This is a genomic window from Fusibacter sp. A1, assembly GCF_004125825.1.
Lineage (GTDB): Bacteria > Bacillota > Clostridia > Peptostreptococcales > Acidaminobacteraceae > QQWI01.
Genome location: NZ_QQWI01000005.1, coordinates 17,151 through 43,402, shown reverse-complemented (window position 1 = coordinate 43,402; position 26,252 = coordinate 17,151). Strand labels below are relative to the sequence as shown.

The 26,252-nt window shown below is 44.5% G+C and carries 29 protein-coding genes; 10 read left to right on the top strand and 19 right to left on the bottom strand.

Annotated elements, in window-relative coordinates; genetic code table 11:
• The first annotated feature begins 174 nt into the window (after positions 1-174).
• From DWB64_RS07800 to DWB64_RS07780, 5 genes are read left to right on the top strand one after another with little or no spacing between them, the layout of a single operon-like run.
• Positions 175-1,314, top strand: coding sequence for an acyl-CoA dehydrogenase (locus tag DWB64_RS07800; RefSeq protein WP_129487661.1), 1,140 nt, complete (start codon positions 175-177; stop codon positions 1,312-1,314).
• Positions 1,315-1,325: 11 nt separating this feature from the next.
• Positions 1,326-2,108, top strand: coding sequence for an electron transfer flavoprotein subunit beta/FixA family protein (locus DWB64_RS07795; RefSeq protein ID WP_129487660.1), 783 nt, complete (start codon positions 1,326-1,328; stop codon positions 2,106-2,108).
• A gap of 12 nt (positions 2,109-2,120) precedes the next feature.
• The gene (locus DWB64_RS07790) at positions 2,121-3,134 is read left to right on the top strand and encodes an electron transfer flavoprotein subunit alpha/FixB family protein (RefSeq protein ID WP_129487659.1); all 1,014 of its coding nucleotides are present in this window, start codon (positions 2,121-2,123) and stop codon (positions 3,132-3,134) included.
• 8 nt (positions 3,135-3,142) lie between these two features.
• A complete protein-coding gene (locus DWB64_RS07785) occupies positions 3,143-3,571 on the top strand; it encodes a MaoC family dehydratase (protein ID WP_129487658.1) in 429 nt (142 codons plus the stop codon).
• A gap of 13 nt (positions 3,572-3,584) precedes the next feature.
• A complete protein-coding gene (locus tag DWB64_RS07780; RefSeq protein ID WP_129487657.1) occupies positions 3,585-4,001 on the top strand; it encodes a hotdog domain-containing protein in 417 nt (138 codons plus the stop codon).
• Between the two features lie 37 nt (positions 4,002-4,038).
• Here the strand turns inward: DWB64_RS07780 and DWB64_RS07775 are convergent, their stop codons facing one another.
• The gene (locus DWB64_RS07775; protein ID WP_129487656.1) at positions 4,039-4,491 is read right to left on the bottom strand and encodes a GNAT family N-acetyltransferase; all 453 of its coding nucleotides are present in this window, start codon (positions 4,489-4,491) and stop codon (positions 4,039-4,041) included.
• A 138-nt stretch (positions 4,492-4,629) separates the two neighbouring features.
• On the opposite strand from DWB64_RS07775, the gene DWB64_RS07770 reads away from it, so the two are divergent.
• Positions 4,630-5,169, top strand: coding sequence for a ParB N-terminal domain-containing protein (locus DWB64_RS07770; RefSeq protein WP_129487655.1), 540 nt, complete (start codon positions 4,630-4,632; stop codon positions 5,167-5,169).
• Positions 5,170-5,202: 33 nt separating this feature from the next.
• Here the strand turns inward: DWB64_RS07770 and pyrE are convergent, their stop codons facing one another.
• The 10 genes from pyrE to DWB64_RS07720 form a co-directional block, all read right to left on the bottom strand.
• Entirely contained in the window at positions 5,203-5,874 is a 672-nt protein-coding gene (gene pyrE, locus DWB64_RS07765; protein WP_129487654.1) for an orotate phosphoribosyltransferase, read from the bottom strand.
• An 18-nt stretch (positions 5,875-5,892) separates the two neighbouring features.
• The gene (locus DWB64_RS07760) at positions 5,893-6,891 is read right to left on the bottom strand and encodes a methyltransferase domain-containing protein (protein WP_129487653.1); all 999 of its coding nucleotides are present in this window, start codon (positions 6,889-6,891) and stop codon (positions 5,893-5,895) included.
• A 170-nt stretch (positions 6,892-7,061) separates the two neighbouring features.
• A complete protein-coding gene (locus DWB64_RS07755; protein WP_129487652.1) occupies positions 7,062-7,748 on the bottom strand; it encodes a hypothetical protein in 687 nt (228 codons plus the stop codon).
• Positions 7,745-8,524, bottom strand: coding sequence for an AAC(3) family N-acetyltransferase (locus DWB64_RS07750; protein WP_129487651.1), 780 nt, complete (start codon positions 8,522-8,524; stop codon positions 7,745-7,747). The genes DWB64_RS07755 and DWB64_RS07750 overlap by 4 nt, the downstream gene beginning before the upstream one ends.
• 135 nt (positions 8,525-8,659) lie before the next feature.
• The gene (locus DWB64_RS07745) at positions 8,660-9,262 is read right to left on the bottom strand and encodes a non-canonical purine NTP pyrophosphatase (protein WP_129487650.1); all 603 of its coding nucleotides are present in this window, start codon (positions 9,260-9,262) and stop codon (positions 8,660-8,662) included.
• A 282-nt stretch (positions 9,263-9,544) separates the two neighbouring features.
• Positions 9,545-10,372: a DNA-formamidopyrimidine glycosylase family protein gene (locus DWB64_RS07740; protein WP_129487649.1), complete on the bottom strand. Its 828-nt coding sequence runs from the start codon at positions 10,370-10,372 to the stop codon at positions 9,545-9,547.
• Positions 10,373-10,462: 90 nt separating this feature from the next.
• Positions 10,463-12,574: an ATP-dependent helicase gene (locus DWB64_RS07735; protein WP_129487648.1), complete on the bottom strand. Its 2,112-nt coding sequence runs from the start codon at positions 12,572-12,574 to the stop codon at positions 10,463-10,465.
• Positions 12,575-12,628: 54 nt separating this feature from the next.
• Entirely contained in the window at positions 12,629-13,099 is a 471-nt protein-coding gene (locus DWB64_RS07730; RefSeq protein ID WP_129487647.1) for a hypothetical protein, read from the bottom strand.
• 81 nt (positions 13,100-13,180) lie between these two features.
• Complete coding sequence (locus DWB64_RS07725) at positions 13,181-14,521, bottom strand: TldD/PmbA family protein (protein ID WP_129487646.1); 1,341 nt, start codon at positions 14,519-14,521, stop codon at positions 13,181-13,183.
• Positions 14,522-14,531: 10 nt separating this feature from the next.
• On the bottom strand, positions 14,532-15,920 hold the full coding sequence (locus DWB64_RS07720) for a TldD/PmbA family protein (RefSeq protein WP_129487645.1): 1,389 nt from the start codon (positions 15,918-15,920) through the stop codon (positions 14,532-14,534).
• 183 nt (positions 15,921-16,103) lie between these two features.
• On the opposite strand from DWB64_RS07720, the gene DWB64_RS07715 reads away from it, so the two are divergent.
• Together DWB64_RS07715 and DWB64_RS07710 are read left to right on the top strand one after the other, a co-directional pair.
• Positions 16,104-16,334 carry a hypothetical protein gene (locus tag DWB64_RS07715; RefSeq protein ID WP_129487644.1) on the top strand — a complete coding sequence of 77 codons (231 nt, stop codon included), beginning with the start codon at positions 16,104-16,106 and terminating at the stop codon, positions 16,332-16,334.
• Complete coding sequence (locus DWB64_RS07710) at positions 16,315-16,626, top strand: YbjQ family protein (RefSeq protein ID WP_129487643.1); 312 nt, start codon at positions 16,315-16,317, stop codon at positions 16,624-16,626. Before DWB64_RS07715 ends, DWB64_RS07710 begins: the two co-directional genes overlap by 20 nt.
• A 63-nt stretch (positions 16,627-16,689) precedes the next feature.
• Here the strand turns inward: DWB64_RS07710 and DWB64_RS07705 are convergent, their stop codons facing one another.
• From DWB64_RS07705 to DWB64_RS07695, 3 genes are all read right to left on the bottom strand, one after another.
• The gene (locus DWB64_RS07705) at positions 16,690-17,331 is read right to left on the bottom strand and encodes a lactate utilization protein (protein ID WP_129487642.1); all 642 of its coding nucleotides are present in this window, start codon (positions 17,329-17,331) and stop codon (positions 16,690-16,692) included.
• 11 nt (positions 17,332-17,342) lie between these two features.
• Complete coding sequence (locus tag DWB64_RS07700; protein ID WP_129487641.1) at positions 17,343-17,813, bottom strand: hypothetical protein; 471 nt, start codon at positions 17,811-17,813, stop codon at positions 17,343-17,345.
• Positions 17,814-17,879: 66 nt separating this feature from the next.
• Positions 17,880-19,322 (bottom strand): helicase HerA-like domain-containing protein, encoded by a 1,443-nt coding sequence (locus tag DWB64_RS07695; protein ID WP_129487640.1) that lies wholly within the window; start codon positions 19,320-19,322, stop codon positions 17,880-17,882.
• Positions 19,323-19,508: 186 nt separating this feature from the next.
• Between DWB64_RS07695 and DWB64_RS07690 the strand changes: the two genes are divergently transcribed.
• On the top strand, positions 19,509-20,363 hold the full coding sequence (locus DWB64_RS07690) for a CPBP family intramembrane glutamic endopeptidase (protein ID WP_129487639.1): 855 nt from the start codon (positions 19,509-19,511) through the stop codon (positions 20,361-20,363).
• A 52-nt stretch (positions 20,364-20,415) separates the two neighbouring features.
• On the opposite strand, the gene DWB64_RS07685 is transcribed toward DWB64_RS07690, so the two are convergent.
• The 3 genes from DWB64_RS07685 to DWB64_RS07675 are packed head-to-tail and all read right to left on the bottom strand — an operon-like array spanning position 20,416 to position 23,622.
• Positions 20,416-21,288, bottom strand: coding sequence for a PAS domain-containing protein (locus DWB64_RS07685; protein ID WP_129487638.1), 873 nt, complete (start codon positions 21,286-21,288; stop codon positions 20,416-20,418).
• A 44-nt stretch (positions 21,289-21,332) separates the two neighbouring features.
• The gene (locus DWB64_RS07680) at positions 21,333-21,995 is read right to left on the bottom strand and encodes a helix-turn-helix transcriptional regulator (protein ID WP_164980307.1); all 663 of its coding nucleotides are present in this window, start codon (positions 21,993-21,995) and stop codon (positions 21,333-21,335) included.
• Between the two features lie 10 nt (positions 21,996-22,005).
• Entirely contained in the window at positions 22,006-23,622 is a 1,617-nt protein-coding gene (locus DWB64_RS07675) for a M23 family metallopeptidase (RefSeq protein WP_206736656.1), read from the bottom strand.
• Positions 23,623-23,796: 174 nt separating this feature from the next.
• Between DWB64_RS07675 and DWB64_RS07670 the strand changes: the two genes are divergently transcribed.
• Positions 23,797-24,516: a DUF975 family protein gene (locus DWB64_RS07670; protein ID WP_129487636.1), complete on the top strand. Its 720-nt coding sequence runs from the start codon at positions 23,797-23,799 to the stop codon at positions 24,514-24,516.
• An 88-nt stretch (positions 24,517-24,604) separates the two neighbouring features.
• Here DWB64_RS07670 and DWB64_RS07665 read toward each other — a convergent pair whose 3' ends face one another.
• A complete protein-coding gene (locus tag DWB64_RS07665) occupies positions 24,605-25,288 on the bottom strand; it encodes an RDD family protein (RefSeq protein WP_129487635.1) in 684 nt (227 codons plus the stop codon).
• Entirely contained in the window at positions 25,285-26,244 is a 960-nt protein-coding gene (locus DWB64_RS07660) for a stage II sporulation protein M (RefSeq protein WP_129487634.1), read from the bottom strand. Before DWB64_RS07660 ends, DWB64_RS07665 begins: the two co-directional genes overlap by 4 nt.
• Positions 26,245-26,252 lie beyond the last annotated feature (8 nt).

Below are 26,252 nucleotides of genomic sequence, written 5' to 3'. Positions count from 1 at the left end.
TATTTAACAAAGAATGTCTATATTTTATACACAAAACCCCATTATATTGGCTTCCAGATAATTAAAAACTATCAAACTCATTGAAATACAAGGTTTTAGGCAGTCAAACATTTTTGGCATACCTCTTGCAATATATGCTTTTACGTTAAATATATAACTATTAGGAGGATTATTATGGAATTCGGTTTATCTAAAGAACATCAGATGTTACGTGATATGCTTCGCCAGTTTTCGAATAGCGAAGTACAGCCACTCGCGAAGGAAGTGGACGAACTTGAAAGGTTTCCTATAGAAACGCTCCCTAAGATGGCTGAGATCGGTTTGATGGGTATCCCCTTCCCTAAAATGTACGGAGGCGCAGGCGGAGACAACTTGGGTTATGCTATGGCAGTCGAAGAACTTTCAAGATCATGTGCGACAACAGGCGTGGTTCTGTCAGCTCACGTATCGCTTGGAGCCTCACCGATTTATGAGTTCGGAACAGAGCAGCAAAAACAAAAATACCTTGTTCCTCTGGCAAAAGGTCAGCAACTGGGCGCTTTCGGCCTGACAGAGGCAAACGCCGGCACGGACGCCTCGGCGCAGCAGACCACAGCGGTTCTAGATGGGGACCATTATGTCATCAACGGTTCCAAGATATTTATTACAAATGCCGAATACGCAGACACCTACATCGTTATGGCTATGACAGACAAGACAAAAGGAACACGAGGTATCTCTGCCTTTATCGTCGAAAAAGGCACCCCAGGCTTCACCTTTGGTCCCAAGGAAAAAAAACTGGGCATCAGGGGTTCTGCGACTAGCGAGCTGATCTTTGAAAACGTACGAGTTCCAAAAGAAAATCTGCTTGCAAAAGAAGGGCATGGATTTAAGATCGCCATGAAAACACTCGACGGCGGACGTATCGGCATCGCATCGCAGGCGCTCGGCATCGCCCAGGGAGCACTTGACGCGACCCTCTCCTACACAAAAGAAAGAAAGCAGTTCAACAGACCGATCAGCGCCTTCCAAAATACCCAGTTCATGCTTGCTGATATGGCCACCCAGGTAGAAACATCTAGGCTGCTCGTTTACAGGGCTGCATGGCTTAAGGACATGGGTTTGCCCTATGCAAAAGAGGCTGCGATGGCTAAGCTTTTCGCTTCTGAGGCCGCGATGAGCGTCACAACCAAAGCGGTTCAGTTACATGGAGGTTATGGTTACACAAGAGAATACGATGTCGAGCGAATGATGCGCGATGCGAAGATCACAGAAATTTACGAAGGAACTTCAGAAGTACAGCGCATGGTTATTTCTGCAGCGTACCTTAAATAAGGAGGACAATCATGAAGATTATCGTTTGCATAAAGCAAGTACCCGACACAAATGAAGTACGACTAGACCCTACAACCGGAACACTCATAAGAGACGGCGTGCCGAGTATCATCAATCCCGATGACAAGAGCGGTTTAGAAGCGGCGCTTCGACTAAAAGAGCAACACGGCGCGCACGTGACAGTCATCACAATGGGTCCTCCACAGGCGGACTTGGCCCTTAGAGAAGCAATAGCGATGGGAGCCGACAGAGCCATACTCCTTACAGACCGCGCATTCGCAGGAGCAGACACTTGGGCGACATCCTCTGCCCTTGCAGGTGCGATACAAAAGATTGACTACGATTTGATCGTAACCGGCCGTCAAGCCATCGATGGCGATACAGCACAAGTCGGTCCGCAGATTGCAGAACACCTCAAGCTTGCGTCGGTCGCCTATGTGCAGCAGATTGAAGCTACAGAGGGCGGACTTATTTTGAACAGGGCTTTCGAGGACGGTTATCACAGAATCAAAGTAAAGTTCCCTTGTCTGATCACTGCACTTAAAGAACTGGCAGAACCAAGATACATGCGTGTAAGCGGAATCTATGACGCCTTCAAGGAGCGCGAAGTCGAAGTTTGGGGTGTCGACGACATCATTGTGGATAGAAGCAACTTGGGTCTTAAAGGTTCTCCTACAAAGGTTAAAAAATCCTTCACCAAGGGAGCTAAAACAGCGGGTAAGTTGTTTGACGGTACACCTACAGAAGCGGCTCAGGTGATTGTGGAAAAGCTGAGAGAAAAATTCATCATATAAAAGGAGGCACTTATGAATCATTCAAACTATAAAGGCGTGATGGTCTATATCGAACAGCGTCAAGGCGAAATCCAAAAGGTTTCGCTGGAACTGCTTGGAAAAGGTCTGGATCTTGCAAAAGAACTTGACGAGAAGTTGACATGTGTGCTGCTTGGTAGCCATATCACCCACCTCTCAGAGGAACTGGTTTACCACGGTGCTGAAGAAGTATATGTCGTGGACGACCCTTCCCTTTCGCATTATATGACAGAACCTTACACCAAGGCGCTGTCAGCCGTAATCAACGAGCATAAACCGGATATCGTACTTATGGGGGCGACTGCCATTGGTAGAGACCTGGGACCTAGAGTTTCTGCAAGACTGCATACGGGCCTTACCGCCGACTGCACCTCTCTTGAAATCGATCCCGAGACAAAAAATCTATTGATGACACGTCCGGCATTCGGTGGAAATATTATGGCGACCATTATTTGTCCGGATCACAAGCCTCAGATGTCCACTGTCCGACCTGGTGTCATGAAAAAGCCGGTCAGAAACACCTCGCTATCCGGTTCGATTCGCACAGTTGAAGCGGATCTATCTCCAAAGGACATGAACGTCGAGCTTCTTGAAGTGGTAAAAGTAGAAAAGAAACGGATCAATATCGAGGAAGCCACTACATTGATCTCAGCAGGCCGCGGCATCGGTTCAAAAGATGGTGTCGTAACGATTGAATCACTCGCCTCAGAGCTCAAGGGCGAAGTTTCGGGTTCAAGAGCTGTAATCGACCTAGGTTGGGTGGATAAAGACAGGCAAGTCGGTCAGACAGGAAAAACCGTCCGTCCAAATCTATATGTCGCATGCGGTATTTCAGGCGCTATTCAACATGTGGCCGGTATGGAAGAATCCGAATTCATCCTGGCGATCAACAAGAACCCCGACGCACCGATATTCGAAGTAGCCGACTTAGGCATCGTAGGCGATGTGCACAAGGTCGTAAATGCTGTCGTCACAGAACTTAAAGCTTACAAAGCTAAGAACATATAGGTGGGCTTATGATTGGAAAAACCATTCACGAAATCAAGATCGGTGATCATGCACATTTTGAAAAAACCATCTCAGAAACAGATGTGTATATGTTCGCAGGCATCACAGGCGACCTTAACCCGGTACACATCAATGAATCCATAGCAAAAGAAAGCTTGTTTCAAGGTAGAATCGCACACGGAATGCTTGTCAGCAGTTTAATAAGCACGGTGCTTGGAATGCACCTCCCCGGTCCTGGCACTATCTACCTAGGGCAGAACCTGCGATTCATGGCACCGGTGAAAATCGGTGATACCATCAAGGCGACTGTCACAGTCACTGAAATGGACCTAGAAAAAAACAGGATATCCGTAAACACGATCTGTACAAACAGTAACGGAAAAGTTGTAGTCGACGGTACAGCGCTTGTAATGCCGCCTAAGGCCACAGCACTTTGAAAGGAGCACATGAATGAACGCAATGATCAGACTTCGCATGGGTCAGCACGACGCGCACTACGCAGGAAATCTTGTGGACGGAGCAAAAATGCTAAACTTATTCGGTGACGTGGCAACCGAACTTCTAATTAGACACGACGGGGATGAAGGATTGTTTGTCGCCTACGACGACATACAGTTCACCGCACCTGTCTATGCGGGTGATTATATCGAAGCGGTCGGTGAAATCGTCCATGTAGGCAATTCATCCAGAAAAATGAAGTTCGAAGCACGAAAAGTAATCGCGCCTGTAGCAGGTTTTCACGACTCGGCTTGCGAGGTACTAACAGAACCGGTCGTCGTAGCAAAAGCGACCGGAACATGCGTAGTACCCAAAGAAAAGCAAAGAAAACCGTCGCACGAAATATTGGTGAAAACGGAGATAAAATAAGAACAGCTGCACTGAGTTTAGATCAGTGCAGCTGTTTTCAGTTTAAATCCCATTCATAAATACACTTTTGTCTTTCCCCATCTTGATACATATCATTGTAATCAGGTAAATCGACCACACCGACAAGGTTAAGCCCCGCCTTTTCACAAGTTCTTCTTGAAGCGAAATTATCTGGATTACAGGTAATGATCAGCTTATTCATCTTATGAACGATCGCTACTTCTTTGATGATCCTGCATGCCTTTGCAGCATAAGCCATACCACGAAATTCTTCCTTAATGCTATACCCGATATGGCCACCATAGTAAAGGTTTTCGTTGTCGCCAATGCGAATATCAATTGATCCGATAGGATTTTCGCTACCGTGCAGGGTGATATGGTAATGGTACGCCGGTACAAATCCCTTGTCAGGTTCAGCAGGTGTCTTCTTATGGATTCTCAAATCTATTTCTCCATCTGTCAACATGTTCATTTCTTTAAATTCAAACATTATTCCCTCCTCTTTAATGCGCTTCGGCAAGGCGATCCGCCTATCTTGGGTTATCTCGTAAAATAGAAAAAATCAGTATACTTATTTTGTAGCACAAAAAAAAATCTATATCCAGTATAATTTTACAAGGAGGCTACTATGAATACACAGGAGAAATCAACTTATACTTTTTCAATTTCAGAAGCAATCAAGTACGCTCAAAACGACTTGATCGAAACTTGGCTTACAAATTTTTTATCTGGCATCGGAAACAATCCAGGACTTGCAAGCGGACTAAGGATCGAACCGCGGAATTACCTAGGACCGGTCCTTGTGGACCTAAAAACATTTAACAGATGCTGCGGTCCAGAACCTGAAATGAAGCATCACGAACCGACAGGCAACTTTGAAGCACGAGTCAAATCCATAGAACAGGCGATTGTGTCCGGCTACGAAATGCCACCCCTGCTGGTGAACCTTGAAAAAGGCGCGCTTGAACTGACCGATGGAAACCACCGCTATGAATCCCTATTGAGAGCGGGTTATACGCACTACTGGACCATCTTTTGGGAAACCAGACGAGCAGAAAAACCGAAGGCTTTTGAGGATCTGATCACCGTCCATCCTGCTTTCAACGACCTAGAAGCACTCAAAGCAACGCAAAATGAACACAGCACCTTCATTAAAAGGCTGCGCTAGAATCCTAGCGCAGCCTTTCAGGTCAAGTTTTAATCAGTTGATGCCATATTCAGCGTAATACGCATCGATTTTCGTCCTTAGTGCTGTATCGATCAACAATTTGCCCCCGATAGGTGTGGCGCTTAAGTACTCTATTACTTCTTTCATCGTGACAATCGAACTGATTTTCATGCCATATGTTTCAGTAAGTTCTTCAATCGCAGACTTCTCGCCTTTTCCTTTTTCCATTCTGTCCACCGAAATGATCAGCCCTACAATTTCGGCATCACTAAGGTCTTTTAAAATGGGCATCGTCTCGTAAATTGAAGTGCCCGCAGTTGTAACATCCTCGATCATGAGTATGCGATCTGCTTTCTTAAGAGTACTGCCAAGTAGAATACCAGTGTCGCCATGGGTTTTCATTTCTTTACGGTTAGAACAGTACTCGACGTTTCTTCCATACATCGAATCCAGAGCCATCACCGTAGCCACGCTCAGTGGAATGCCCTTATAAGAGGGACCGAAAAGCACGTCAAAACTCTCGAACTCCTCTACAATCGCTTGAGCGTAAAACTCACCTAAGCGCCTCAAATGATTGCCAAATTTAAAATTACCAGCATTGATGAAAAACGGCGACAACCTGCCGCTTTTAGTCGTGAACTCACCAAAAGTCAGCACACCAGATTCGATCATCAATTCGATAAAATCCTTCTTATACTGTTTCATCCGACACCTCTTTTAAAATTACTTTTCTCCGACCATCACGCAACAGCTGTATTTGATTGGATGCAGCGGTAAACTGTCAATTCCGACACCCTCGATTATGTTTCCTTTTGGTGTAGGCGACTTTAACACTTCGATATCATTGTCAAAACTGATCGTAAATGCCTTATCCTCAAAAACTTGAAGGCAATTAGAGCGAAGGTTCATATCTGCCATTTTATACTCATTTAAAAAATCGACATGGGCTTTGTCCGACTCATCTAAAAACTCCAAATAGAACATCACCTTCGATTTTGAAATACGGTCGATTTCATTGGCGATCGTACCCGAATTCTCGATATTCGATAATCCGAGGTTTGTCGTCATAAGTTCCACCGATTCATTCTTGAACGGTGTTCTTCTGGCATCAAACGCCACCAAACTCAACCGATCATACAGCCCTAAATGCTTGTAATAAGCTTTGTTTCGAACAAGTACGGTCGGGCTAAAATCGGTAGCCACCACTTTGTTTGTCGTCTTCTCAAGCGTCCGTCTTACAAGATACCCTTTACCCGAAGCGATGTCCACCATGATCTTCTCAGGCTGCAAGCTGTCTGTGATATAATCCATCCCAGAACGCCATGCGCTTAAATAGTCGGCCTCATAAATCTTAGGAAATGCTATGTCAAACAAGGCTTGGGACTTGTCAAAGTTTTCCTTCGATTCGTAATAGGAGGCAAGGTACCATAAATCAGTGCCATTCATCGTATGAGGATCGGCATTTTCAAGTTCTTTGAAAATGTCTGGATTTTCATTAAAAAAGTTGACGATTACGCCATCCACCTTTTCCCATAAGTCGTTTCTTACCAAATCAGGCGTTAAGAACATCCCTATCTCATCTTTCACTTCATAATCAGCATGGCATTCCGTGCATTTGATTTGTGCATTTACAATTCGTTCTTCTGTATGCTCCTGAATCATCCATGTCAACTCACCATGACAAGCTGGACACTCCAAAAGTTCTTTTATCTCTTTAAACATATAGACCCCTTTCTCTCTCTTTAAAAAACTTACTTAAAAACTTACTTCCTTATTATAATAAAAGCATCTACTGTTAAATAGCACTTCTTACATAAAAAATGGTAATATCAAATGTCAGCCATTATTAGAAACGGCCATACTTTCTTAAAAAAGTATGGCCGTGTTTTCCTCTATGGCATCCGTTTGATGAACTTGCACATTTTCTTCTCATCTACATCGGCCTTAAGCAGCCTGATCTGTTTGACTATATCATCATAGGCGACCTTCGGGTCAAGGTTCTCCGCTTCTTCGAGCACTTCTTCACCAAACTTTTCTTCTATCGTGCAGAATACTGTTAAAGGCCATCCGTAGGGCTCACCCTTGCTTGATATCTTGGTTGTCTCATCACAAGTGGTGATCAACAGCTTCATCTGAAGATTGACTAGACTCTTGACGATTTCTGATTTATTCTCTTTACCGAATCTTAACTGCAGGTCGATCAAGGAGGACTTAACGTTAGCTACGATATGGTCATAGACCGCCTTGTCCATCGCCGGAATCAGACCGTCACTATAGAGCTTGTCCATCGACATGCTTTTTCTTCGCATCGATATGAAATGAGGAATCCATTCCTTAGTGATCCACCCTGACTTGTTAAGAAATACTTTGCCATAGCTGATCGAATCCTTCTCCCTTACTGCGCGAATTCTCCACTGCCAGGGGTCCTTTTCATCATCGCCCGTATGGAACTCGATATCCTCAGCATAGTAGGGCTCGAGTGAAAATACCCCTTCGCCATTGTCGCCGCTTAAGCAAAATCCTATTTTACTCAGTTCCGTACAAAAGCTTTCAAAATCGCTTATTCGTTCAATTTTCATCTTATATGCTCCCAATTCTCAAGCGGTCCGACGTGTGCGAACGTGTCTGGTTGTTCTTTGAGTAACGACGACACAAGCTCATAGGTTCTCACGGCGTCAAGCACATAGGTCTTGGCCTGACCAAAGCGGCCGATAGTCGCAGCTCCTCTGGCTAAAAGGAGCGGTTCAACCTTGTCATATTGCTTAGAAACGTCAATGCCCGGTGTATCATGCCTGTTCATGTGTTTTTCAATTCGTCTGTCCTTAAGGTCGATATACATGGTATGGGTCGAAGCGCTCAGGCGCTGGGGAATCATCATCCATTCCTCAATGCCGTGGATGAAGGTATTGGTCTTAAGTGTCGCTCCGATGAACAGTAGTTTCGCACGCCTGTCAACAAGCCTTCCCCAACAACCCTCGCGCGGACAAGGTGTATGAAACCTTTCTTCTCCTTGAACATACGCTTTGGCATCCCTTCCAAAGGCAGCCACGGAATGGGTGGGATGCAATGAACGGTATACCTTATCGCGTTTCAAAAACAGATTGCTGAGAATTCCAACACAAGAAGGTTCTGTCGCCGGATTATACACGGGTTGCGAGTCGATGACCGTTGCCCAGGTATGGGTCGGCAGCAGCAGCAAACCCTCTTTGAAATAGTCCATCAATACATCGAGGACACCTTGCGCTCCACCCTCTACTTCTCCTATCGCTTTCATTGAGCTATGGATCATGACGACATCGGTCGGTTCAAGACCCATCTCAACCAGTTGGCTGATCAACTCACCTTTACTCCTCATCACGTCTCCTCCTTTATCCGCTATACCACTAATACCCAATGTTCTCCGTATGGAGTCGAGAAGGGCTGATATCTTTCCGTCAGCCGCTATCGTATTTACACTTAATCGAGTTGCAGATACTTCGGCACACCTAATTCAAGTTCGGGCTGAATCGACTTGATATACCCTGCGATACCATTTACTAAATAGGCTCAAACTGGATTCCTGTTGAACTTCCTTCAACTTTTCAAAGTCGGCATCCGAAAACTCAGCAAGTGTCTTCTCGCTCTTCTCAGGGACAACAATATACCAGAGGTCTGACAGCTTATTAGTGTTTTCAGTTCCCCTGATCTCGGTGGAAAGCTTTGATTTTCCTATACTCTCAAAAAACTCATACCGATCACCATCGTAATATGCAAGGCACTCCCTAAACTCGCAACTTCGGTTGTCCACACCGTCCATGAGCTTGATGATTCCTTCAATACCGATCGTTTCGAGCACAGGATTCACATAGGCCCTTGGAAACCCGTTTAAGGCTTCGATGAAAAAACCGATATCCATCGCGATACATGGCTTTTGAGTCAGCGCATAGGCCTGTCTCACCTTTTCTTTTGCGATGGCTTTCACATCATCGCTTCTCGGTTCGATTAGCTCCGCGTCATATTGAACAACCTCGGCGCCTTCAATCAAAGCATTCGCATAAGCGATTTTGCCCTTATTCGCTGTCACAAAAACAATTTCATGGGAACTAAAACTCATAACATCCTCCTGTCAATTAAACCAAATCAAGTCTCCCTACGGTAGCTGATACCATCTGGAACGCGTTTGGAAATTTATTATTAACGAGTCGCTGAGGGTAGCAGTCTGATAAGTTTTAAAAAGATTTCATCCATTAGCGCCTTCCTTTGTCCGACCTATCGCTGAAGTTGTTTCCTTGTCTATTTTACAAAAAAAAACACGCCATGGGCGTGATTTAAGGTAATTGTAATCTGTAACGCTTGATTTTCAGCTCTGTTGCATCTGTTTTTCAACTATATTACCCTAGATCTTTTGACAAGTCTCGCAGTAATAGATGCTCCCCCCCATGTATGCTGCTTTTACGATGACTCCACCGCAAAGGCTACAGGGTTGTTTGACGGTTTTGGAGCTCAGTTTTGTCTGATAGCCGCATACATCTCCGTAAAGGTCCTTTTCCGAATTTCTACCCCCCATAGAGACCATTTCCAGCAGAGTGGTCTTTATCGAATGGAAGAGTCTTTCCTTTTCACCTATTGACAAGGTGTTCACCTTGCGTTTCGGGTGTAGTTTCGCATTGAACAGTATGTCCTGTAGAACGCCGTTGCCAAGGCCAGGTATGCTCTGTTCCGTTGCAAGAAGTCCTTTAAGGCTTTTCTTTTGCTGCTGGTCGCAAGCAGCCATTTCCATAAAGTAATCCAGATCAAACGCAGCCGACAATGGAGATGGCTTCACTTTCGCTAGCTGGTAGTAGGGATTGTCGATAGCTCTGTCCTCCGCACACAGAATACCGCCGTACATTTGTGCGTAGAACACCAGAACGGATTCATCGTCAAATCTTAAAAGGAGTTGATGTTTTGATGGGAGTTTCTCATGCCTTAGCAGATATCTGATATTGATCCCATCGCTTATAGCAAGAGTAGTGTTCCCCAGAACGACTTCAACGATGCCACCATAGGAGGTTGCCTTGTCAATCACATGATTCTCGAGCATTTTGACATACTCCGCTCCATCATCACTGAACCATACCAGCTTATGGGGGGACTGGTTCACCACTACGTCTACCACCCGTTTTCCACTTAAGGTTTCCTCGATTTGCTCTGCAAGTACTACAGCTTCAGGTAATTCAATCACGGTTTTCTCCTTTTTCTATTTTTAATTAACGGATTTTGAATAAATATACCCATTATAGGAGGCGCCTATCTTTTACTATCACCATAACGATTACTTTTTCAGCAACCGTCCGTCGACCAGCAGTTCGAGACTGAACACCTTGATGTCGTCACCGAACATCAGGCTGATATCGTCTTTTACGATCTTGTTGATTACTCCGGTTCCAAACACCTGATGAATAATGGTCAATCCCTCTTCAAGCTCGTGATAGCCAGTAACAAAGGTGCCTGTCCTCTTAAAGTCAGCATGTACTTTTCCTTTAGGTGCGTTGATCAGCATATGCTTTGCCTGTTTAACCGGTTTCCCTTGCATTTCTAAGATAAACCTTGAAGGATTATGGGCGGGATAGATGAGCTTCAGCTGTTTTCTCGCTCTGGTCACCGCGACATAAAAGAGTCTTCGCTCCTCTTCAAGAAGGTCATCTTCAAAATGGGTGTTCTTCATGGGGATGATGTCATCCGCAAGGTCGATCAGAAATAGATTGTCAAATTCGAGCCCTTTTGCACCGTGCATCGTAAGGAGTGAAATACCGCTGCCTTTTTTTGAATACTTTAGCTGCTCCATCTCATTCACAAGCGACTGAAGCTTTTCCCTTGCCTGCTGGGTAGAGCTTACTCCGTCCAAAATCAGCTTTAAGCCATGTACGATTGTCTGCGGAATCGACCGCCCGTAATTACCACGGTCCGCCCTATCGTTCATGTATTCACCATAGCCCATGAGGGTGACGATCCGTTCGATCTTGTCTGGAATTTCAAGATGCTCACATCCGTTCATTTCATAGACAAGGTCGGATAATGCGGTCCTTGCTTTTCCTGACAACTGATTTTTCAAAAAATCAAAGGCGCTACCACTCAGCTGCGACTTCGAAATACGTGCTTTTGCCTCTTTGGTGACAAATATCCTCACCTTGGGTAGCACCCTGATAAGCAGGGCAAGGTCATACCTGTCCTCAATCAGATCTAGGATCATGAAGATGTCCTTGACCACCCAATGATTCATAAAAGTGGTCACAGGCTCCTTGATATAAATTGGTAGTTTCGCCTTTATGAGTAGATCGATGATAGGAACCATGCTGTAGTTGTTCCTAAAAAGAATAGCCGTGTCGAGCAGGTATTCAGGACTCTCCTTGATCAGCCCATCCAGGACAAACCGATACTGGGCACCGCTTTTGATCACAGGAACCCGTTCGATGATACCCTGTCTCTGATCTGAAGATTCTATTCCCTTTTCAAGCCTGTGTGAGTTGTTTACAATCAGTTTCTTCGCCTCTTCTACAAGATTGCTCGGGCATCTGTAATTGCAGCCAAGTTCGTAGGATACCGCGTCCTCATGACAAGCTACAAGCGAGATCAGATAGCTGGGATCAGCCGCCCTAAACCCATAGATCGACTGGTCGTCATCCCCGATCACAATAAGCTGCTTCGCATCTTTTGAAAGCACCTTCATCAACTCTACTTGAACACAGTTGATGTCCTGCGCTTCATCCAAAACGATATACCGATACTGGTCTCTTAAAATTCGAACAATCTCTGGGTGCTCCTCAAAAACAAGCAGGCAATTGCTTAACATATCGTCAAAGTCGATGACTCCGTGTTCGACTTTAAGTTTTTCGTAGGTAGTAAAAAGCTTCAAAAAAGCCGTCGTCTTCGCTCCGTAGCTTTCGGGTTTGATTCTGGCGTTTTTTACATAGGAAATTTCTGAGAATAACTCGTCCAGCACTTCTTTAGTCGCATAAGAGCCATTTGTCTTCTTGTAGGCATCCGCCATCATAGCATACTTGTTAAGGGTGCTCTCTTCACTGTCGATAAGGGATAACTTTTGCCTTTTTCTGGCATACACCCTCCTTAACACAGAAAAAGCGAACGCGTGAAGTGTTGAATAATTCACCGCTTGCACCTGCTGTCCCAACAAAGCCATATGCCGATCCTTCAGATCTTTTGCAGAAGACCTTGAGTAGGTCAGCGCCAGTATCTGATTGGCCCTTACCTGATCCACTGCCAGCAAGTACCCGATTTTAGAGACAACAGTCGTCGTTTTCCCGGAACCTGCGGTGGCTAGCACCTGAATCACAGGTTTTTGTGAGGTGATAATCTGCTTTTGTGTCAGGGTCAACTCAAGACCGGTCCTCTGATATATCATTTCAAAAAAACGCTGCTGTTCCATAGTTCCTCCGATAATAAAAGTAGAGTAGACCAGTAATCCGGTCTACTCTATCGATTATTCTTCTATCATTTCAACTTCTTCTTCATCCTCATCATCAGCCTTATTATAACTGATGTCAAGTCCGGACATTCTCAGGTCGTAATGGATATACAAGACCGGTTGGTTGACTTTGGCCTCTGATTCTACTGAATTGTTCACACCAGACGCCCTTGCAAGTCCTTTGGCCTCAACGCACCAATTGTCAGGAACAATTACCTGTATGCCTGAACTATCGCCAAACAGATCAAGACGACCGATGTTTCCTTGCAGGTCCGCACCGGTAAAATCAATAGAGAGACCTGTAAATGCGGCAGCATAGGAAGCATACTGGAATATCTGTCCGTCAAATGAGATAGACTCCCCTTTAAATACGAGTTTGTCTTGATATGGTTCCATTCTCTTTTTTGTCATGACCGTCTTATATGCGCTAGCGGCAAATCCTACACCTGCGGCACCGATTGCAATTCCTTTTAAAAACTTTTTCATTGTAAACCTCCATTCTGTACCAGTTTATTTGATTATACCCTAATTTCACAGCAAGTATCTTTGTTTAATCAGATTCTAATCTTATTTGCCTGCAACAGATAGCTTATTCACAAGAATCGCAGGCGAGCCTACCGGTTCTGTTTTAAACTGTAGGTCGTTTGCGACAGCAGTCACGTCCTTAAGCATCGTAAAGTAGTTCCCGGATAAGACAATCTGCTTCACAGGATGACCCAGTTTTCCACCTTCGATGACAAAACCTCTGGCACCAAGTGAAAAGTCTCCAGAAATCGCATTTGTTCCTGCATGGAGACCATCTAGCTCTGTGATGAACAAACCGTTTCCAACCTGCTCCAACAGCGCTTCTTTTGTCATGTCAGTAGGCTTTATGAACGCATTTGTAGAAGATACGCCAATCGTTGATTTGAAGCTTCCTCTAGAAGCGTTACCAGTTGTCTCTACACCGTCTTTTTTTGCAGTTTTCAAATTGTGTAGCAAGGTATTTAGCACGCCTTCTTCTATGAGCGACTTTGTAAAGGTCGGAACACCCTCACCATCAAAGGGTGTTGAACTAAGACCACCCTCCATATGGGGATCGTCAATCAACGTGATCAGTGGTGACGCGATTGTCTCACCAATTTTACCCTTAAGGAGTGACATTCCCTTTTGAGCGGCTTCCGCGCTAAAAGCAGATAGGTAGACCCCAAGAAGACTGGATGACGCTTCGTTTGAAAACACGACTTGATATTCACCAGTGCCCACTTGAGTGGCACCCATTTTTTCTACAGCCTTCTCAACCGCTTTTTCTCCGTTATTGGCATTTACAAGCGCTTCAAAATCATTGTCGACCTTGAACTCGTATGCGGAATACTTGTCGTTTTCATCGCTTGCGATGACACCGATATACGAATAGGCTTGATTTCTCTTATAGGTGATATCTAGACCCTTGGAATTGACAAGACGACAACTCGTCTCACCGTCTCCGTAGTAGGATCCCGATACCTTGTCTATCTTACAAGTATCCATCGCATTTGCCTCTTCAGCAAGGACGAGGTCTAGTTTTCTTGTGTTGTCGATCGATTTAAGTGAATCACTGTAAAGATTCAGTTCTTTGTAGGGTTTTCCACCCTCATAGATGATTACCTCATCATCCGACTCAATCAAGAGAGCAGCTTCCTTAGCTCTAGTGACGAGCATGACGATGGCCTCTTCATCAAGAATCTCCGAAAAGCAACTGCCTGGATTGCCTCCGATAGTACCCCTAAAGTTCACACCACGTGTGGTGCTATCCGAATATTTAATAATTTCTTTTTCAAATGATTGAAGCTCAAGCGAAGAGCCCGTTTCAAAAAAGAGCTCCCAAGCATCAAAACCTTCGGCTTTAGCTAGAGCAAATACTTTATCTATAAAGAGTTGTTCAGTCATGATATTCCTCCTACTTTCCGCCAACGATCATTTCAGAAACACGTACCAGTGGTTGTCCTACGTGTGCTGGAATACTTCCACTTGAAGAGCCGCACATGCCTGTTCCGTGTTCAAGGTTTTGTCCCACCATATCAATTTTCTTGAGTACTTCAGAACCCTTGCCTATCAAGCTTGCACCTCTGACCGGTTCGGTGATTTTTCCGTCTTTTACAAGATACCCTTCAAGCACCGTAAAGTTAAACTCGCCTGTTGCAGGATTGACAGATCCGCCACCCAGTTTTTTAGCGTAAAGTCCATTTGCCATCGACGCGATGATTTCATCATTCCTATGCTCACCATTCGCTATATACGTGTTGGTCATTCGCGATGTCGGTGCGTACTTATAAGATTCCCTACGCGCACTTCCAGTAGCTTCCATACCCATACGTTTTCCGTTTAGCGTATCGATCAGGTATCCCTTTAGGATCCCTTTTTCGATAAGGACATTCTTACGGGTCACATTACCCTCGTCATCGATATTTTGTGAACCCCATCCATTTGGTATCGTACCGTCATCGATCGCCGTAACTACAGGTGAGGCGATTTGTTGTCCGATCATGCCTGTGAACTCAGAAGTTCCTTTGGCAACAGAAGTCGCTTCAAGCGAATGTCCGCAGGCCTCATGGAAAATGACGCCTCCAAAACCGTTCTCGATAGCTACAGGCATATTCCCAGCAGGACACGGATTTGCGTGCAGCATTGTTATTGCAGTTCTTGCAGCTTCTTTTCCTAGGGCTTCGACATCGACTACCTTGTCAAAGAGTTCAAAGCCCATATGTCTACCGGGAGCTTCAAATCCGACTTGGTTCTCTGTAGCACTTGATGCGATCGCCTGACCGACCACACGCGTTCTAATTCTACGGTCCTCAGTCAAGAGTCCGTTTGTGTTCGCAATCATGATCTTCTGATCGATATCAAGCATTCTAGCCACTACCTGTGCAATCTCACTTGATTCATTTTTAGCGGCATGATGAAGTCTTCTCAACATCTCGACTTTTTTAGTGGAAGAGACAGAAGACGGTACAGTAAGGATCGGATGAACGTTTGTGTGTATACGTTCAGTAAGTGTCAGATTGATATCTAAGTCTTCTTTTAGTTCACCAAGAACCGTAGCAGCCTTCTGGGCTGTTTCGAGCAGACTTGTCTCGCTCGCGTCATTCGTATAGGCATATACGCTTTTAAGACCTTTGAATATTCTTATACCGACGCCAAATGATCGTCCTGAATTTAGTGAATCCACTTTGCCGTCAATCATTGCCACAGCGCCTGTGACAGTGTCTTCGACAAAAATTTCGGCAAAATCACCACCGGTGATTAGTGCTCTTTTTAGAACTGATTGAATTAGATCTTTACGTAACAAAAGTGTCACCCCTCATTCTTTGATGTAAATTATTTAGACAGACTAAACGTCCGTGATAATCCATTATACCATAAAAATTTTTCCATACGGACGATCAGTCCATTATTTAGACTATTCTCATTAAATATTAATGTAACAATAGAATATAATTGGGTATAATAGTAAATGTTAAGGAGGTTGATTATGAAAAAAGCAATTCCTGTTATTATCTCAATCATCATGATCAGTTACTTCACCTTATATCTGATAATTCCCTTATCGGTTTTCGGTGACGGAACTGCCTGGATTGAAAAGGCTTTGGTTCTTCTAATACCAACCATCGGCTTAGGCTTCATCGCAGCAATCATCTATACATTGATTATTAGACTAAAAGAAATCGACAAGGAGGATAAGGATGATCTTAGTAAATACTGAATACATCAGTGGCAAAGAACTCGAGACCTTGACTATCGTAAAAGGCTCAACTATTCAATCAAAGCATATGGGTAAAGATATTCTAGCTGGCTTAAAGACAATGGTCGGCGGCGAGCTTACTGCCTACAATGAAATGATGAACGAAGCAAGAGCGATCGCGACAAAGCGGATGGTCGAAGAAGCGGCCACTCTAGGCGCGGACGCCGTTGTAAACATAAGGTACGCCTCAAGCGCCATCATGCAGGGCGCGGCAGAAGTTATCGTCTACGGCACGGCTGTCAAGTTCAAGTAAACATAGCGTAAAAACAGAAAGAGCCGTTATCTTCATCAGATAGCGACTCTTTTTTTCATTCGATCAATATCCCAGCTGCTCATCTAAAATCAAAACATGAATCCTGTCCTTGACCATTTGCTTTCGCATAAATACGAAGTTGGCGCAAATTCGATCTGGACTGTCACAGTCCGTACAATATCCTAAGTGATTGCATGGCGTCTTCCTGCTTAGCCGCTTGGCATTGGCAGGTGCGGCTATCTCCCTGTTTCTTAAAATTGCAGCTTGATCGTCCCGAACGATTTTATTGCTTCCAACAACGACTATCACCTTGTCAGGTCCATAAATCATGGCTGCCACCCTGTTGCCTCTACCGTCAACATTGTATAGGTTTCCGCTTTCTGTCACAGCGTTGCTCGATGTCATGTAAATATCGGCGCTAAACGAATCGCGATAGATCTGTTTGATGTCTTCAGGAGTCAAGTCTGGTTGATACCTATCCAAGAAGTTGATGTCATGACTTCTTAAAAAATCGACAGTTCCAGTCTCAAAAAGAGTCATCGAACCTCCGATGCCGACTGTGGATTTTTCAGGAATCAAGTCTTTCAATAATTGCACCAGCATTTCATGATGTTCAACGAAGTAAGCGTTCATATTGTTCTTCTTAAGCGCTTCGATGGTACGATCTATTCTTAATTGACTGATCGACTTTACATATTCGTCCATGCTATCCTCGCTTAATCGTCCGATCTAGTGTGCATACCTGCTTTTTTACGGCTCTGACTGCCACCATCGACTTCTCTTGTACTTCCAGCATCTTTCTTGTTTTTGCTGGTAATCGCCTTTTCCAGTTTCGATTTACACGACGAACACAATCTACCGCCAAAAATCTTCTTACCGCAATCTTCGCAGAACACTCCGCCTTCAACGCTTTTCATGGTCAGACGGCCGTCTCTGACATAAGTCAGTACATCCTTGATCGAAAGCTCAAGACCAGCTTCAGATACCTGTTCAATCAGAGCGTCCGGAGCGATATCCGGATGGTCGTAGACCACGTCTCTGGCAAGCAGGAACTTCTGTTCTTCTATATCACCTGTCTTAAATATTTTTTGAGCCTTAGATACATCTGTACTGCAAGCAGAGCACAGTGTCTGACTGCTGTCATCCGCACCAAAAAACTTACCGCATTTCTCACATTTAACTAACATAATTGCCCCCTCGAACAGTTTTTATATAACTCAATTATAGCAGACATCAGAGCACATTTCACCTATTTATCTTTTTGATAGCGAACCCATGATTCCTCTGATGATAGTTCTGCCGATTTGTGATCCTATCGCGGTCGCAGCGGACTTTAGCATCTTGTCCATCGGCGTATCCGTCCTTCTTTTTCTAGTTTTGGACTGATGCTTGTTACTTCGAGTCATTTCAAGCGCTTCGGTTTCCTTTTGAACAATTCTATTCTTTAGTAGCTCAAAAGCCGATTCCCTATCTACTGCACTATCGTACTTGCTACCGATACGATCATTTTTCATATTACTTAATATCGACGCTTCATCACTCGAACCGATTTTTGATTTTGGCGGCATCATCCATACCCGTTCCACAGGCTTAGGCACCCCTGCCTTATCCAAAAAGCTGATGAGTGCCTCACCGACTCCAAGCTGTGTGATTATTGTCGCGGTATCAAACTTCGGATTCGCTCTAAATGAATCCGCTGCAACCCTCACAGCCTTCTGTTCTTTTGGCGTATAAGCCCTCAGAACATGCTGAATCCTATTCCCCAACTGGCTAAGCACCTCATCAGGAACATCAGCAGGGCTCTGAGTCACAAAAAAGATAGCGACACCCTTGGACCTGATCAGTTTGATGACCTGCTCGATTTTTTCTAGCAGGTAAGGTGGAGCCTGATTGAATATAAGATGAGCCTCGTCAAAGAAGAAGACCATCTTTGGCAGCTCAAGCTCACCTACCTCCTCAAGTTGCTCATACAATTCAGATAACATCCACAGGAGAAAACCGGAATAGGTGCTCGGGTTGTGTGACAGTTCTTTCGCGTTTAAAACGTGGATTGTACCCTTTTTTCCATGATCACATTTCATCAAATCCGCCATATCCAGCGCAGGTTCACCAAAAAGGCAAGCCAGACCGTCTTGTTCATACATCAGAAGCTTGCGCTTGATTGCAGCTACGGACTGCATCGTGATCATGCCGTAGTCTGTAATCAGTTCCTTGCGGTTGGCACTGACATAATCAAGCAGCGCCACGAAATCCTTCAAGTCCAAAAGTAGGAGCTTTTGGTCGTCGGCGACCTTGAACACGGTATAGACAATCCCCATCTGAGTGTCGTTAAGCTTTAAAAGCCTGCTCATCATGAGAGGACCCATTTCAGAAATCGTCGTCCTCATCGGGTGACCGAGCTCTCCAAATACATCCCAGAACACCGTCGGATACGTTTGATAGTCGGGTTCACCCACACCGACACGCTCAAGGTGTTCTTTAAACTTAACACTCGCCACACCCTTTTCGATGAATCCGGACAAGTCCCCTTTCACATCCTGTAAAAATACAGGTATGCCTAGTTCACTAAAGCTTTCTGCGAGCACCTTGATGCTGACTGTCTTACCAGACCCTGTGGCTCCGGTGATAAGTCCGTGCCTACATAGCATCTGTGGCAATAATTCATGGTAAGCCTCTTTATTCACAGCAGTTTGCATTTTGTCCCCCTAAATCCATTTTTACTTATTATAACAAATAGAACAGTAATAATATAGTCGTCCATCTAATGGGTGACGTGCTGGTTTCGCCTTCAACCTTAATTTAACCTTAAATCGTATCGGAATCGATGGACTTTTAGTCCTATCGAAGTTATCCTACAAAAGAACAAACCAAAGGAGGCCATTATGCGCTATATTAAACTTATTTTCAAAGTACTACTGATCCTACTCATACCTGTTGTCATGCAGGTTGTCGTAACGATGGGACTAGCGATCCAAATGGCTGTCAAACTCGCACAGTCAGGAACGTCACAGGAATTTATCGAAGCAACTTTACAAAACAGTATCGCTAGCAAGCTAACCCTTATTGTCGGACTGGCGAGTATCTTAACGCAATTTATTTTCTTTGTAGCTTCGGCTGCAAAAGGCAAATCCTTTACAAATGACTACACCTTAAAAAAAATCAGTTTAAAACACATTGGACTTTCTATTGCAGTCACACTAACAGGCTACATGTTATCCTTAGGAATCAACGGCACTTTTGACATGGCAGCAAAAGATCCCAAGGGAGCAGAAGCGGTAGCGGGTCTTGTCATGAACATGAGTTTTCCGACTACTCTTTTCATCATCGGCTTAGTCGTACCCTTCGTAGAGGAAATCGTGTTCCGCGGGGCGATCATGAGAAACCTAAAAAGACATATGCCGATCGCAGCGGTGCTTGTCATTCAGGCAGCCCTCTTCGGTCTTTATCATATGAACCTGGTACAGGGTTTTATGGCGTTTTTCCTTGGACTCAATATCGGACTGGCTGTATATTTCTCTGGCAGTATCTGGGCGGGTATCCTTATCCACGCACTGAACAACAGCATCAGTGTGATTCTTTCTAGAGCGCTTCCAGAAGACTTTGACATTTCAAAAATAGGATTTATCCTTTTACTGGTCATCGGTCTTGGTTTATCAGTGGCCATTCAAAGTCTCTTCTACAAATCCAAAGTGGAGCAACCTCAAGTTATCGAAAAAGAAATGATCGAAGCCGTTTAGCGGCAAGCAAAAAGGAACGTCCTCGGACGTTCCTTTTATATTTTACTATCGATCATTGATATAGTTTGGCACTACGTAAATGAAGGATGTCCACTACTTTTTCGAGTGGTTCATCAGATGATATCATTGTTGTCATCAGTTGAAAAGTCATTTCAACCGAGTCCATACCGCCATTAAACACTTCTACCCTGATACGTCTTTCCAGTTCTTCTTTCACATGGTTCATATGCTCCGGATGACTATTGTTCAGCATAAGAATAAAACTTTTTTCAGACCATCTGCCCGCAGTGGTATCCGCATGCCCGTTCGCCACTCCCTGAATGATTTCACCAAGTCTCGTTATCAGCTCAAACGCATGCTCGCGTTCCTCCAATTTTACAAATTCCTCAATAAAGGCCACATCTACAAGGATTAGCCCCATTTCGAAATTGACTGAGTTCTGATTTAAGAGATTCATGTAATGGGCATCCATGAAATTTCGATTGACCATCCCCGTTTCAAGATCGGTATATCTGACCCTTTCGTTGAATCCTTCAATGCGCGCATCGAACTTCTCCTCTTCAAAAGGAGAGAAAATCTCGATGACCCCTTCTAGAAATCCTTGACTATTATGATAAGGGACTGCGGTGATATTCATCTTGATCAGATGATCATCCCTGTGTTTTAAAAACGCAGTAGTTTCAACTTGCTTTCCGGTAACCATCGCTTCTTTTAACGGGCAACTTTCTTCACACAAGTTTTCTCCAGAATCATCCACATGACACCTTACGTATTTAGAACACTGCTTTCCAAGCACTTCAGCTTCTGAAAAGCCTGTTAGAATTCGAGCAGAATCATTCCATAATGTGATTTGGCGTTCACGATTGACCACATAAACGCCTTCTTTCATGCTTTTTAAAAAGTCGACACTATAAGGAACTCCCATATTAGCACCTCCCAAAAGGTATCCAATAGGTATTTACCCTGAATCTAAATTTTAAAGCTTACTTTTAGTATGCGACCGATGACTTTTATGTCATTTTGGCTCACCGATTCCTGCGACCCGCCATTTAGGCCGGGAATGATCACAAGACCCTTATTGTTTTCTTTTCGTAGTCTCCTGACCATTTGCTTGCCATAGTATTCAATCAAGTAGGGCTGATTATTCACCACAGATTCTGTGATTCCAACCATCATCACATCCCTATTCAAAAGCCTGAAGTTCTTGTCGTCTTCCATTGCTTCAAAAAACACGATGTCGTCTGGGTGAAAACCGTCGAACTTCTTTCCTGCGATCACAAGCTGCTCTTCTCCTACGACCTTTTTACCACGTAAGATAGGATAGTTTCTGATCACACCGGCTAATGCGTCCGACCACTGGGCGTTTGGAGATACCGATTTCGTCGGTGCCTTTACTTGCTCAACCACCACCTTGACAGGTTCTGGCTCAGGTTCTTTTTCAACCTTGACAAAAGACAGCTCCTTACCGCAAGCCGTCAGTATCTTTTCAGCGATCTCCTCTTTTACGATCTTTTTACCAGATTCGACCTGGATGATGTAGCTTACTGCCAGTCCGCATTTTTTTGCCAGTTCCTTTTCAGATAATCCCGCTTTGATTCTTGCCTGTTTGATTTCTTCTGCTACCCTATTCATAATTCCTCCATCAATTCGGCCACTCGCCATCCCATTCAAGGAACGTGAGCGGATTAATATTTGTTAAATGATATGATACTGTAAAGTGCAGGTGGGGTCCAGTCGAAAAACCTGTGGACCCGACTTCACCGATGATATCCGCCTTAGTCACAAAGTCACCGACCGCTACATTGCGCTTGTCCATGTGCAGATAATAGGTGAAAAGACCAAGTCCGTGGTCAATCATCACCGTGTTGCCGGTTAATATCAACTTTTTCGAAAAAACAACTTTTCCGCTATTGCTGGCTTTTACCGGTGTACCAGTCGGTGCCGCCAAGTCGATACCATTATGCCTGTACGAGGTCAGTTCGCCGTTGACACGTCTTCTGGTGCCATAATCGGTAGTCAAGCGCCCTTCGATCGGTTGGATAAAAGGACCATCCCAGAGCTGCTTGTCATGACTTGTCTGTCTGACAGGCATAAACTCCGCATGATACTCGGTATAGGCATCATCATTTCTCGTTGCAGCGGCGACTGTTATATCCACCGTCAGATTTTGCACAGAAAACGCCCGGTCCGTCACATGTAGGACAGAGTCATAGATGACAGAGGATTGCTCCCCATCACCTAACTTGATAATAAATGGGTACTGCCCGTCTTCCACCCAGTAGATAAAAGGTATCATCGCATAGACTGTCCTGTCAATCCGGTACTGTATCACCTCATCAACGATAGTTTGATCAAATTCCACAGTCTGATCTGGCTTGATATTTTCTATTTGAACTCTCAATAAGCCTCCTTGCGTCAGATTCATATCCGATAAATGCACTTTTGGACTGACATGCACATAAATCGACATGTCGTAAGCTATTTCTCCAACAGGCAGGCCCAAATCATTCTCAGGATAAATCAACATAAGTTGATAGTCCACCGCTTCGTCGCTAACCAAAGGTACAAAGGATCCGTCCTCTGAAAGTTCGATTTCTACTACACCATCACTTGTGACGGCGCGTACCTCGATGGTACCATGCGTGCCCGATTCCATCACCTTGACGCTATGTTTTTCAGAAACCGTCAAAGTCTCAAAATAGGCAGTCGCTTGCTCCCTCGCTTCTGAAGACACATACTGTCCATTCACAAGCCTATAGGTCCATTGCTCTTTTAACCGATATGGTTCTACGGTCAAATCGCCATAGGTCAAGACCAGATTGGGCGCAGTATAATCCGGATAATAAGGTCTCATCGCCTGATGCGATAAAAAAGAAGCGACGATGGGTAGTGAAAAGTCCACGCCGACCTCTTTGTCATCAGATTGTATCCCGACGGTACCGGTATCAAAATCGACAGACAATTCCTGTACGATTTCTTTTTCGTCACCTCTAGAGTCTCCTAAGCTTACAACAATCTTATAGTCAAACTCGCGGGTATTATGCTCAGTGGCGGGTTCCATCAGTCTCACCGCGTTGATCCATGTCGACCAGAGTTCAAAATCACTCTTGTCAAACGTGTAGACCGCCTCTTCGTCTTTGTAAAGTACTACAGTCGAAATATCACCACTATTTAGGGTGTCGTCGAAAACAAGTTTAAAAAACGCACCGGCTAACAGACCGATGACAACCAATAGCGATAAGGCAAATGTTCTTTTCATAGCGCTCCCCTTTTCAACAGTGTTAAGTACAGTTTATCATCTGATGGTGTATTAAGCTATGACTTGAAACCTTAATTTTAGATTACAATCCCCCATAACCCTTTGACTAGGCAAGTCCGCTCGGTTAAACTAGTATAGAACTTATTAAGCACTTATAACCAATCGGAGGTCGAAATGGACGTTTTTAGTACTGTACTGTCTAGCGACATAAAGCTAGAAGCAAAACGTAAACTTGCAGGTAATTGGGGTAAAGCGATACTTGTTGTCGTCATCTACTTTGCAATAACCATGTTCATGAATTTCATCCCGCTTATCGGATCGATTGCACTTATAGCGATCAGCGGTCCACTGGCACTTGGAATCCATTCCATGATCCTAACCCTTATCAACGACGGCGACGCAGACATCGAAAACATGTTCGACGGCTTCAAGGATTTCGGTCAAGCATTCCTGATCGGATTGTTAAGATGGGTCTTCATCCTTTTGTGGTCACTGCTCGCATTTATACCGATGATCGTGTTCGCAGTCGGAGCAAGCTTCGGAAGCGCATCGATGATCTTTTTCGCTTTCCCGCTGATGATCCTATTAAGTATTCCCGCGATGATGGCATACTACAGCTATTCGATGGTCTTCTTTGTAAAGATCAACGAGCCAGAACTGACTGCGATGGAAGTTCTTTCAAGAAGTAAGGAAATCATGATGGGCTACAAGATGAAGCTCTTTCTTTTAAATCTCTCCTTCATCGGATGGATCATTCTTGCATCACTTTCTTTCGGTATCGGCTACCTTTGGCTGACTCCGTATATGTTTGTTGCAAACGGCGTATTCTACACCTACCTTAGCAAGCAATCACAACCTGTAAAAAAAGAAGTGAACGGATTTGAAGATTTTTAAAGACAACTCAAAAGGCAGTGTATGTCAATCATACACTGCCTTTTTATTGCCTGTTTATTGCCTTTTTATTGCCTGTTACCGGCTGGTCCTAAAATAGCGACTCTACCTTGCTGATTAACTCGTGATCGTCACCGCACTGCATGAGCATCAAGGATTTTACTTCATCTTCTAGGTCAGTCTTCTCATTCAGACCATTCTTCCTACCTGAATACCGCCTATATAGGTCGATTGTTTCCTTTGTCAGCAACCTTTCAAGGCCTTCCGGCTGCGGCTCAAAAGCCATGATTTCTGGCGCGGCGACACTCAATTTATGAATTACCACGGTACCGCCCACAAAATCTCCAATTCGTCTTGACTGCTTATTGAAAATGATCATCCATACGCCAAATCCCATGGAATCGATCAACACTTTAAACAGATTTCTAATCACGATATGCTTTACGCCGACAGGTTGTCCGTTAAGCCTGATCACACGGATGGACATCATTTTTTTACCGATCGTCTGTCCGTCAAAGTTGATCTCGGCCCAGATATAATAGACATAGGAGATGACCATATAGACTAGGATGCTAAGTCCGATCACCCACCCGTACTTCTCGCTCCAAAACTCTGGGGAATACGTCATGATCGCCAGATCCGCCATCACGAGGGCAATGACTACGACCATCTGTATCAGCATGTCCACCACGACAGCCCCCACTCTCGATCCAAGATCTGCAATCGAGTAGTCGATCGACACTTGCTCAGGGGTTATGACTTGTAATTTTCTCATTCTCCACTCTCTTTCCAAAGCTTTATGCCTCTTAAACTTAAAAACAAAGACCCCATCCCTGTAACAAACGCAAACAGGTATTTAAGACTTGCAGAAAGCTCTAGCGGGGTGATAAAGCCTTCGATAAGTCCAGCCAAAACAAGCATAAGCACCACACCAAGCAGTAGAAGCATGGACTCTTTTGCGACCTTTATCACCGCATGGGAGCGTTTCAGAAGGCCTGGCATCAAAAGCGCCCTGGCAAGCAATAGTCCTGCCGCACCACTGATGAAGATGGCATGAAGCTCGATGATGCCATGGGGTAGGATCAAGGACCAGTAGACAAAAGGATCGGCAAATCTGTAGACCAGTATCGTCAACGCTCCAAGCATCGCGCCGTTATAGAACAAGACATATACGGTCCCAACTCCAAGTAAGATTCCAAATACAAACGCCTTAAGGGCGACTAAAATATTATTTGTCATGATGACAGAGGACATCAAGGGATAATTCCAATCCCCCCCGCCAAGTTCTCCACGGCTCACCGAATCGATAAAAGCCTGAGGTAAGAAAAAGGCGGCCCACTGAGTATTGATCGCCGTCATCACACCAGCAACCGTAGCGCCGATTAGGAAGATGACAACCGCCAAAACGATTTGTGGTCCAAACTTTCCATGCGCATAAGGAAACTTTGTACCTACAGCATGCACAAGACCTTTAAAGGTGATTCTCTCCCGCTTATAAAGCAAGCCATGACAAGATGCCACCAGTTGATTCAAATAAGTAGCTGTACGGCTGCCCGGGAAATGGGTACGTGCAAATGCAAGGTCGTGGCTCACATCTCTGTAATGCATTAAAAAATCATCCGCATCCTTTGTCGCGATTTTAGATTTTTTGGTGTGCTTGAACACTTTTTCAAGCTCCGATAGCCTCTTCCATGTCGCTTGATGTTTCATAATGAATTGTTCTTCGGTCATTTTTATCA

What these genes read in the sequence shown, in the direction of transcription:
- DWB64_RS07800 (WP_129487661.1), top strand. Translation starts at nt 175, where the DNA reads ATGGAATTCGGTTTATCTAAAGAACATCAGATGTTACGTGATATGCTT.
- DWB64_RS07795 (WP_129487660.1), top strand. Translation starts at nt 1,326, where the DNA reads ATGAAGATTATCGTTTGCATAAAGCAAGTACCCGACACAAATGAAGTA.
- DWB64_RS07790 (WP_129487659.1), top strand. Translation starts at nt 2,121, where the DNA reads ATGAATCATTCAAACTATAAAGGCGTGATGGTCTATATCGAACAGCGT.
- DWB64_RS07785 (WP_129487658.1), top strand. Translation starts at nt 3,143, where the DNA reads ATGATTGGAAAAACCATTCACGAAATCAAGATCGGTGATCATGCACAT.
- DWB64_RS07780 (WP_129487657.1), top strand. Translation starts at nt 3,585, where the DNA reads ATGAACGCAATGATCAGACTTCGCATGGGTCAGCACGACGCGCACTAC.
- DWB64_RS07775 (WP_129487656.1), bottom strand. Translation starts at nt 4,491, where the DNA reads ATGTTTGAATTTAAAGAAATGAACATGTTGACAGATGGAGAAATAGAT.
- DWB64_RS07770 (WP_129487655.1), top strand. Translation starts at nt 4,630, where the DNA reads ATGAATACACAGGAGAAATCAACTTATACTTTTTCAATTTCAGAAGCA.
- pyrE (WP_129487654.1), bottom strand. Translation starts at nt 5,874, where the DNA reads ATGAAACAGTATAAGAAGGATTTTATCGAATTGATGATCGAATCTGGT.
- DWB64_RS07760 (WP_129487653.1), bottom strand. Translation starts at nt 6,891, where the DNA reads ATGTTTAAAGAGATAAAAGAACTTTTGGAGTGTCCAGCTTGTCATGGT.
- DWB64_RS07755 (WP_129487652.1), bottom strand. Translation starts at nt 7,748, where the DNA reads ATGAAAATTGAACGAATAAGCGATTTTGAAAGCTTTTGTACGGAACTG.
- DWB64_RS07750 (WP_129487651.1), bottom strand. Translation starts at nt 8,524, where the DNA reads ATGAGGAGTAAAGGTGAGTTGATCAGCCAACTGGTTGAGATGGGTCTT.
- DWB64_RS07745 (WP_129487650.1), bottom strand. Translation starts at nt 9,262, where the DNA reads ATGAGTTTTAGTTCCCATGAAATTGTTTTTGTGACAGCGAATAAGGGC.
- DWB64_RS07735 (WP_129487648.1), bottom strand. Translation starts at nt 12,574, where the DNA reads ATGGAACAGCAGCGTTTTTTTGAAATGATATATCAGAGGACCGGTCTT.
- DWB64_RS07730 (WP_129487647.1), bottom strand. Translation starts at nt 13,099, where the DNA reads ATGAAAAAGTTTTTAAAAGGAATTGCAATCGGTGCCGCAGGTGTAGGA.
- DWB64_RS07725 (WP_129487646.1), bottom strand. Translation starts at nt 14,521, where the DNA reads ATGACTGAACAACTCTTTATAGATAAAGTATTTGCTCTAGCTAAAGCC.
- DWB64_RS07715 (WP_129487644.1), top strand. Translation starts at nt 16,104, where the DNA reads ATGAAAAAAGCAATTCCTGTTATTATCTCAATCATCATGATCAGTTAC.
- DWB64_RS07710 (WP_129487643.1), top strand. Translation starts at nt 16,315, where the DNA reads ATGATCTTAGTAAATACTGAATACATCAGTGGCAAAGAACTCGAGACC.
- DWB64_RS07705 (WP_129487642.1), bottom strand. Translation starts at nt 17,331, where the DNA reads ATGGACGAATATGTAAAGTCGATCAGTCAATTAAGAATAGATCGTACC.
- DWB64_RS07700 (WP_129487641.1), bottom strand. Translation starts at nt 17,813, where the DNA reads ATGTTAGTTAAATGTGAGAAATGCGGTAAGTTTTTTGGTGCGGATGAC.
- DWB64_RS07695 (WP_129487640.1), bottom strand. Translation starts at nt 19,322, where the DNA reads ATGCAAACTGCTGTGAATAAAGAGGCTTACCATGAATTATTGCCACAG.
- DWB64_RS07690 (WP_129487639.1), top strand. Translation starts at nt 19,509, where the DNA reads ATGCGCTATATTAAACTTATTTTCAAAGTACTACTGATCCTACTCATA.
- DWB64_RS07685 (WP_129487638.1), bottom strand. Translation starts at nt 21,288, where the DNA reads ATGGGAGTTCCTTATAGTGTCGACTTTTTAAAAAGCATGAAAGAAGGC.
- DWB64_RS07680 (WP_164980307.1), bottom strand. Translation starts at nt 21,995, where the DNA reads ATGAATAGGGTAGCAGAAGAAATCAAACAGGCAAGAATCAAAGCGGGA.
- DWB64_RS07675 (WP_206736656.1), bottom strand. Translation starts at nt 23,622, where the DNA reads ATGAAAAGAACATTTGCCTTATCGCTATTGGTTGTCATCGGTCTGTTA.
- DWB64_RS07670 (WP_129487636.1), top strand. Translation starts at nt 23,797, where the DNA reads ATGGACGTTTTTAGTACTGTACTGTCTAGCGACATAAAGCTAGAAGCA.
- DWB64_RS07665 (WP_129487635.1), bottom strand. Translation starts at nt 25,288, where the DNA reads ATGAGAAAATTACAAGTCATAACCCCTGAGCAAGTGTCGATCGACTAC.
- DWB64_RS07660 (WP_129487634.1), bottom strand. Translation starts at nt 26,244, where the DNA reads ATGACCGAAGAACAATTCATTATGAAACATCAAGCGACATGGAAGAGG.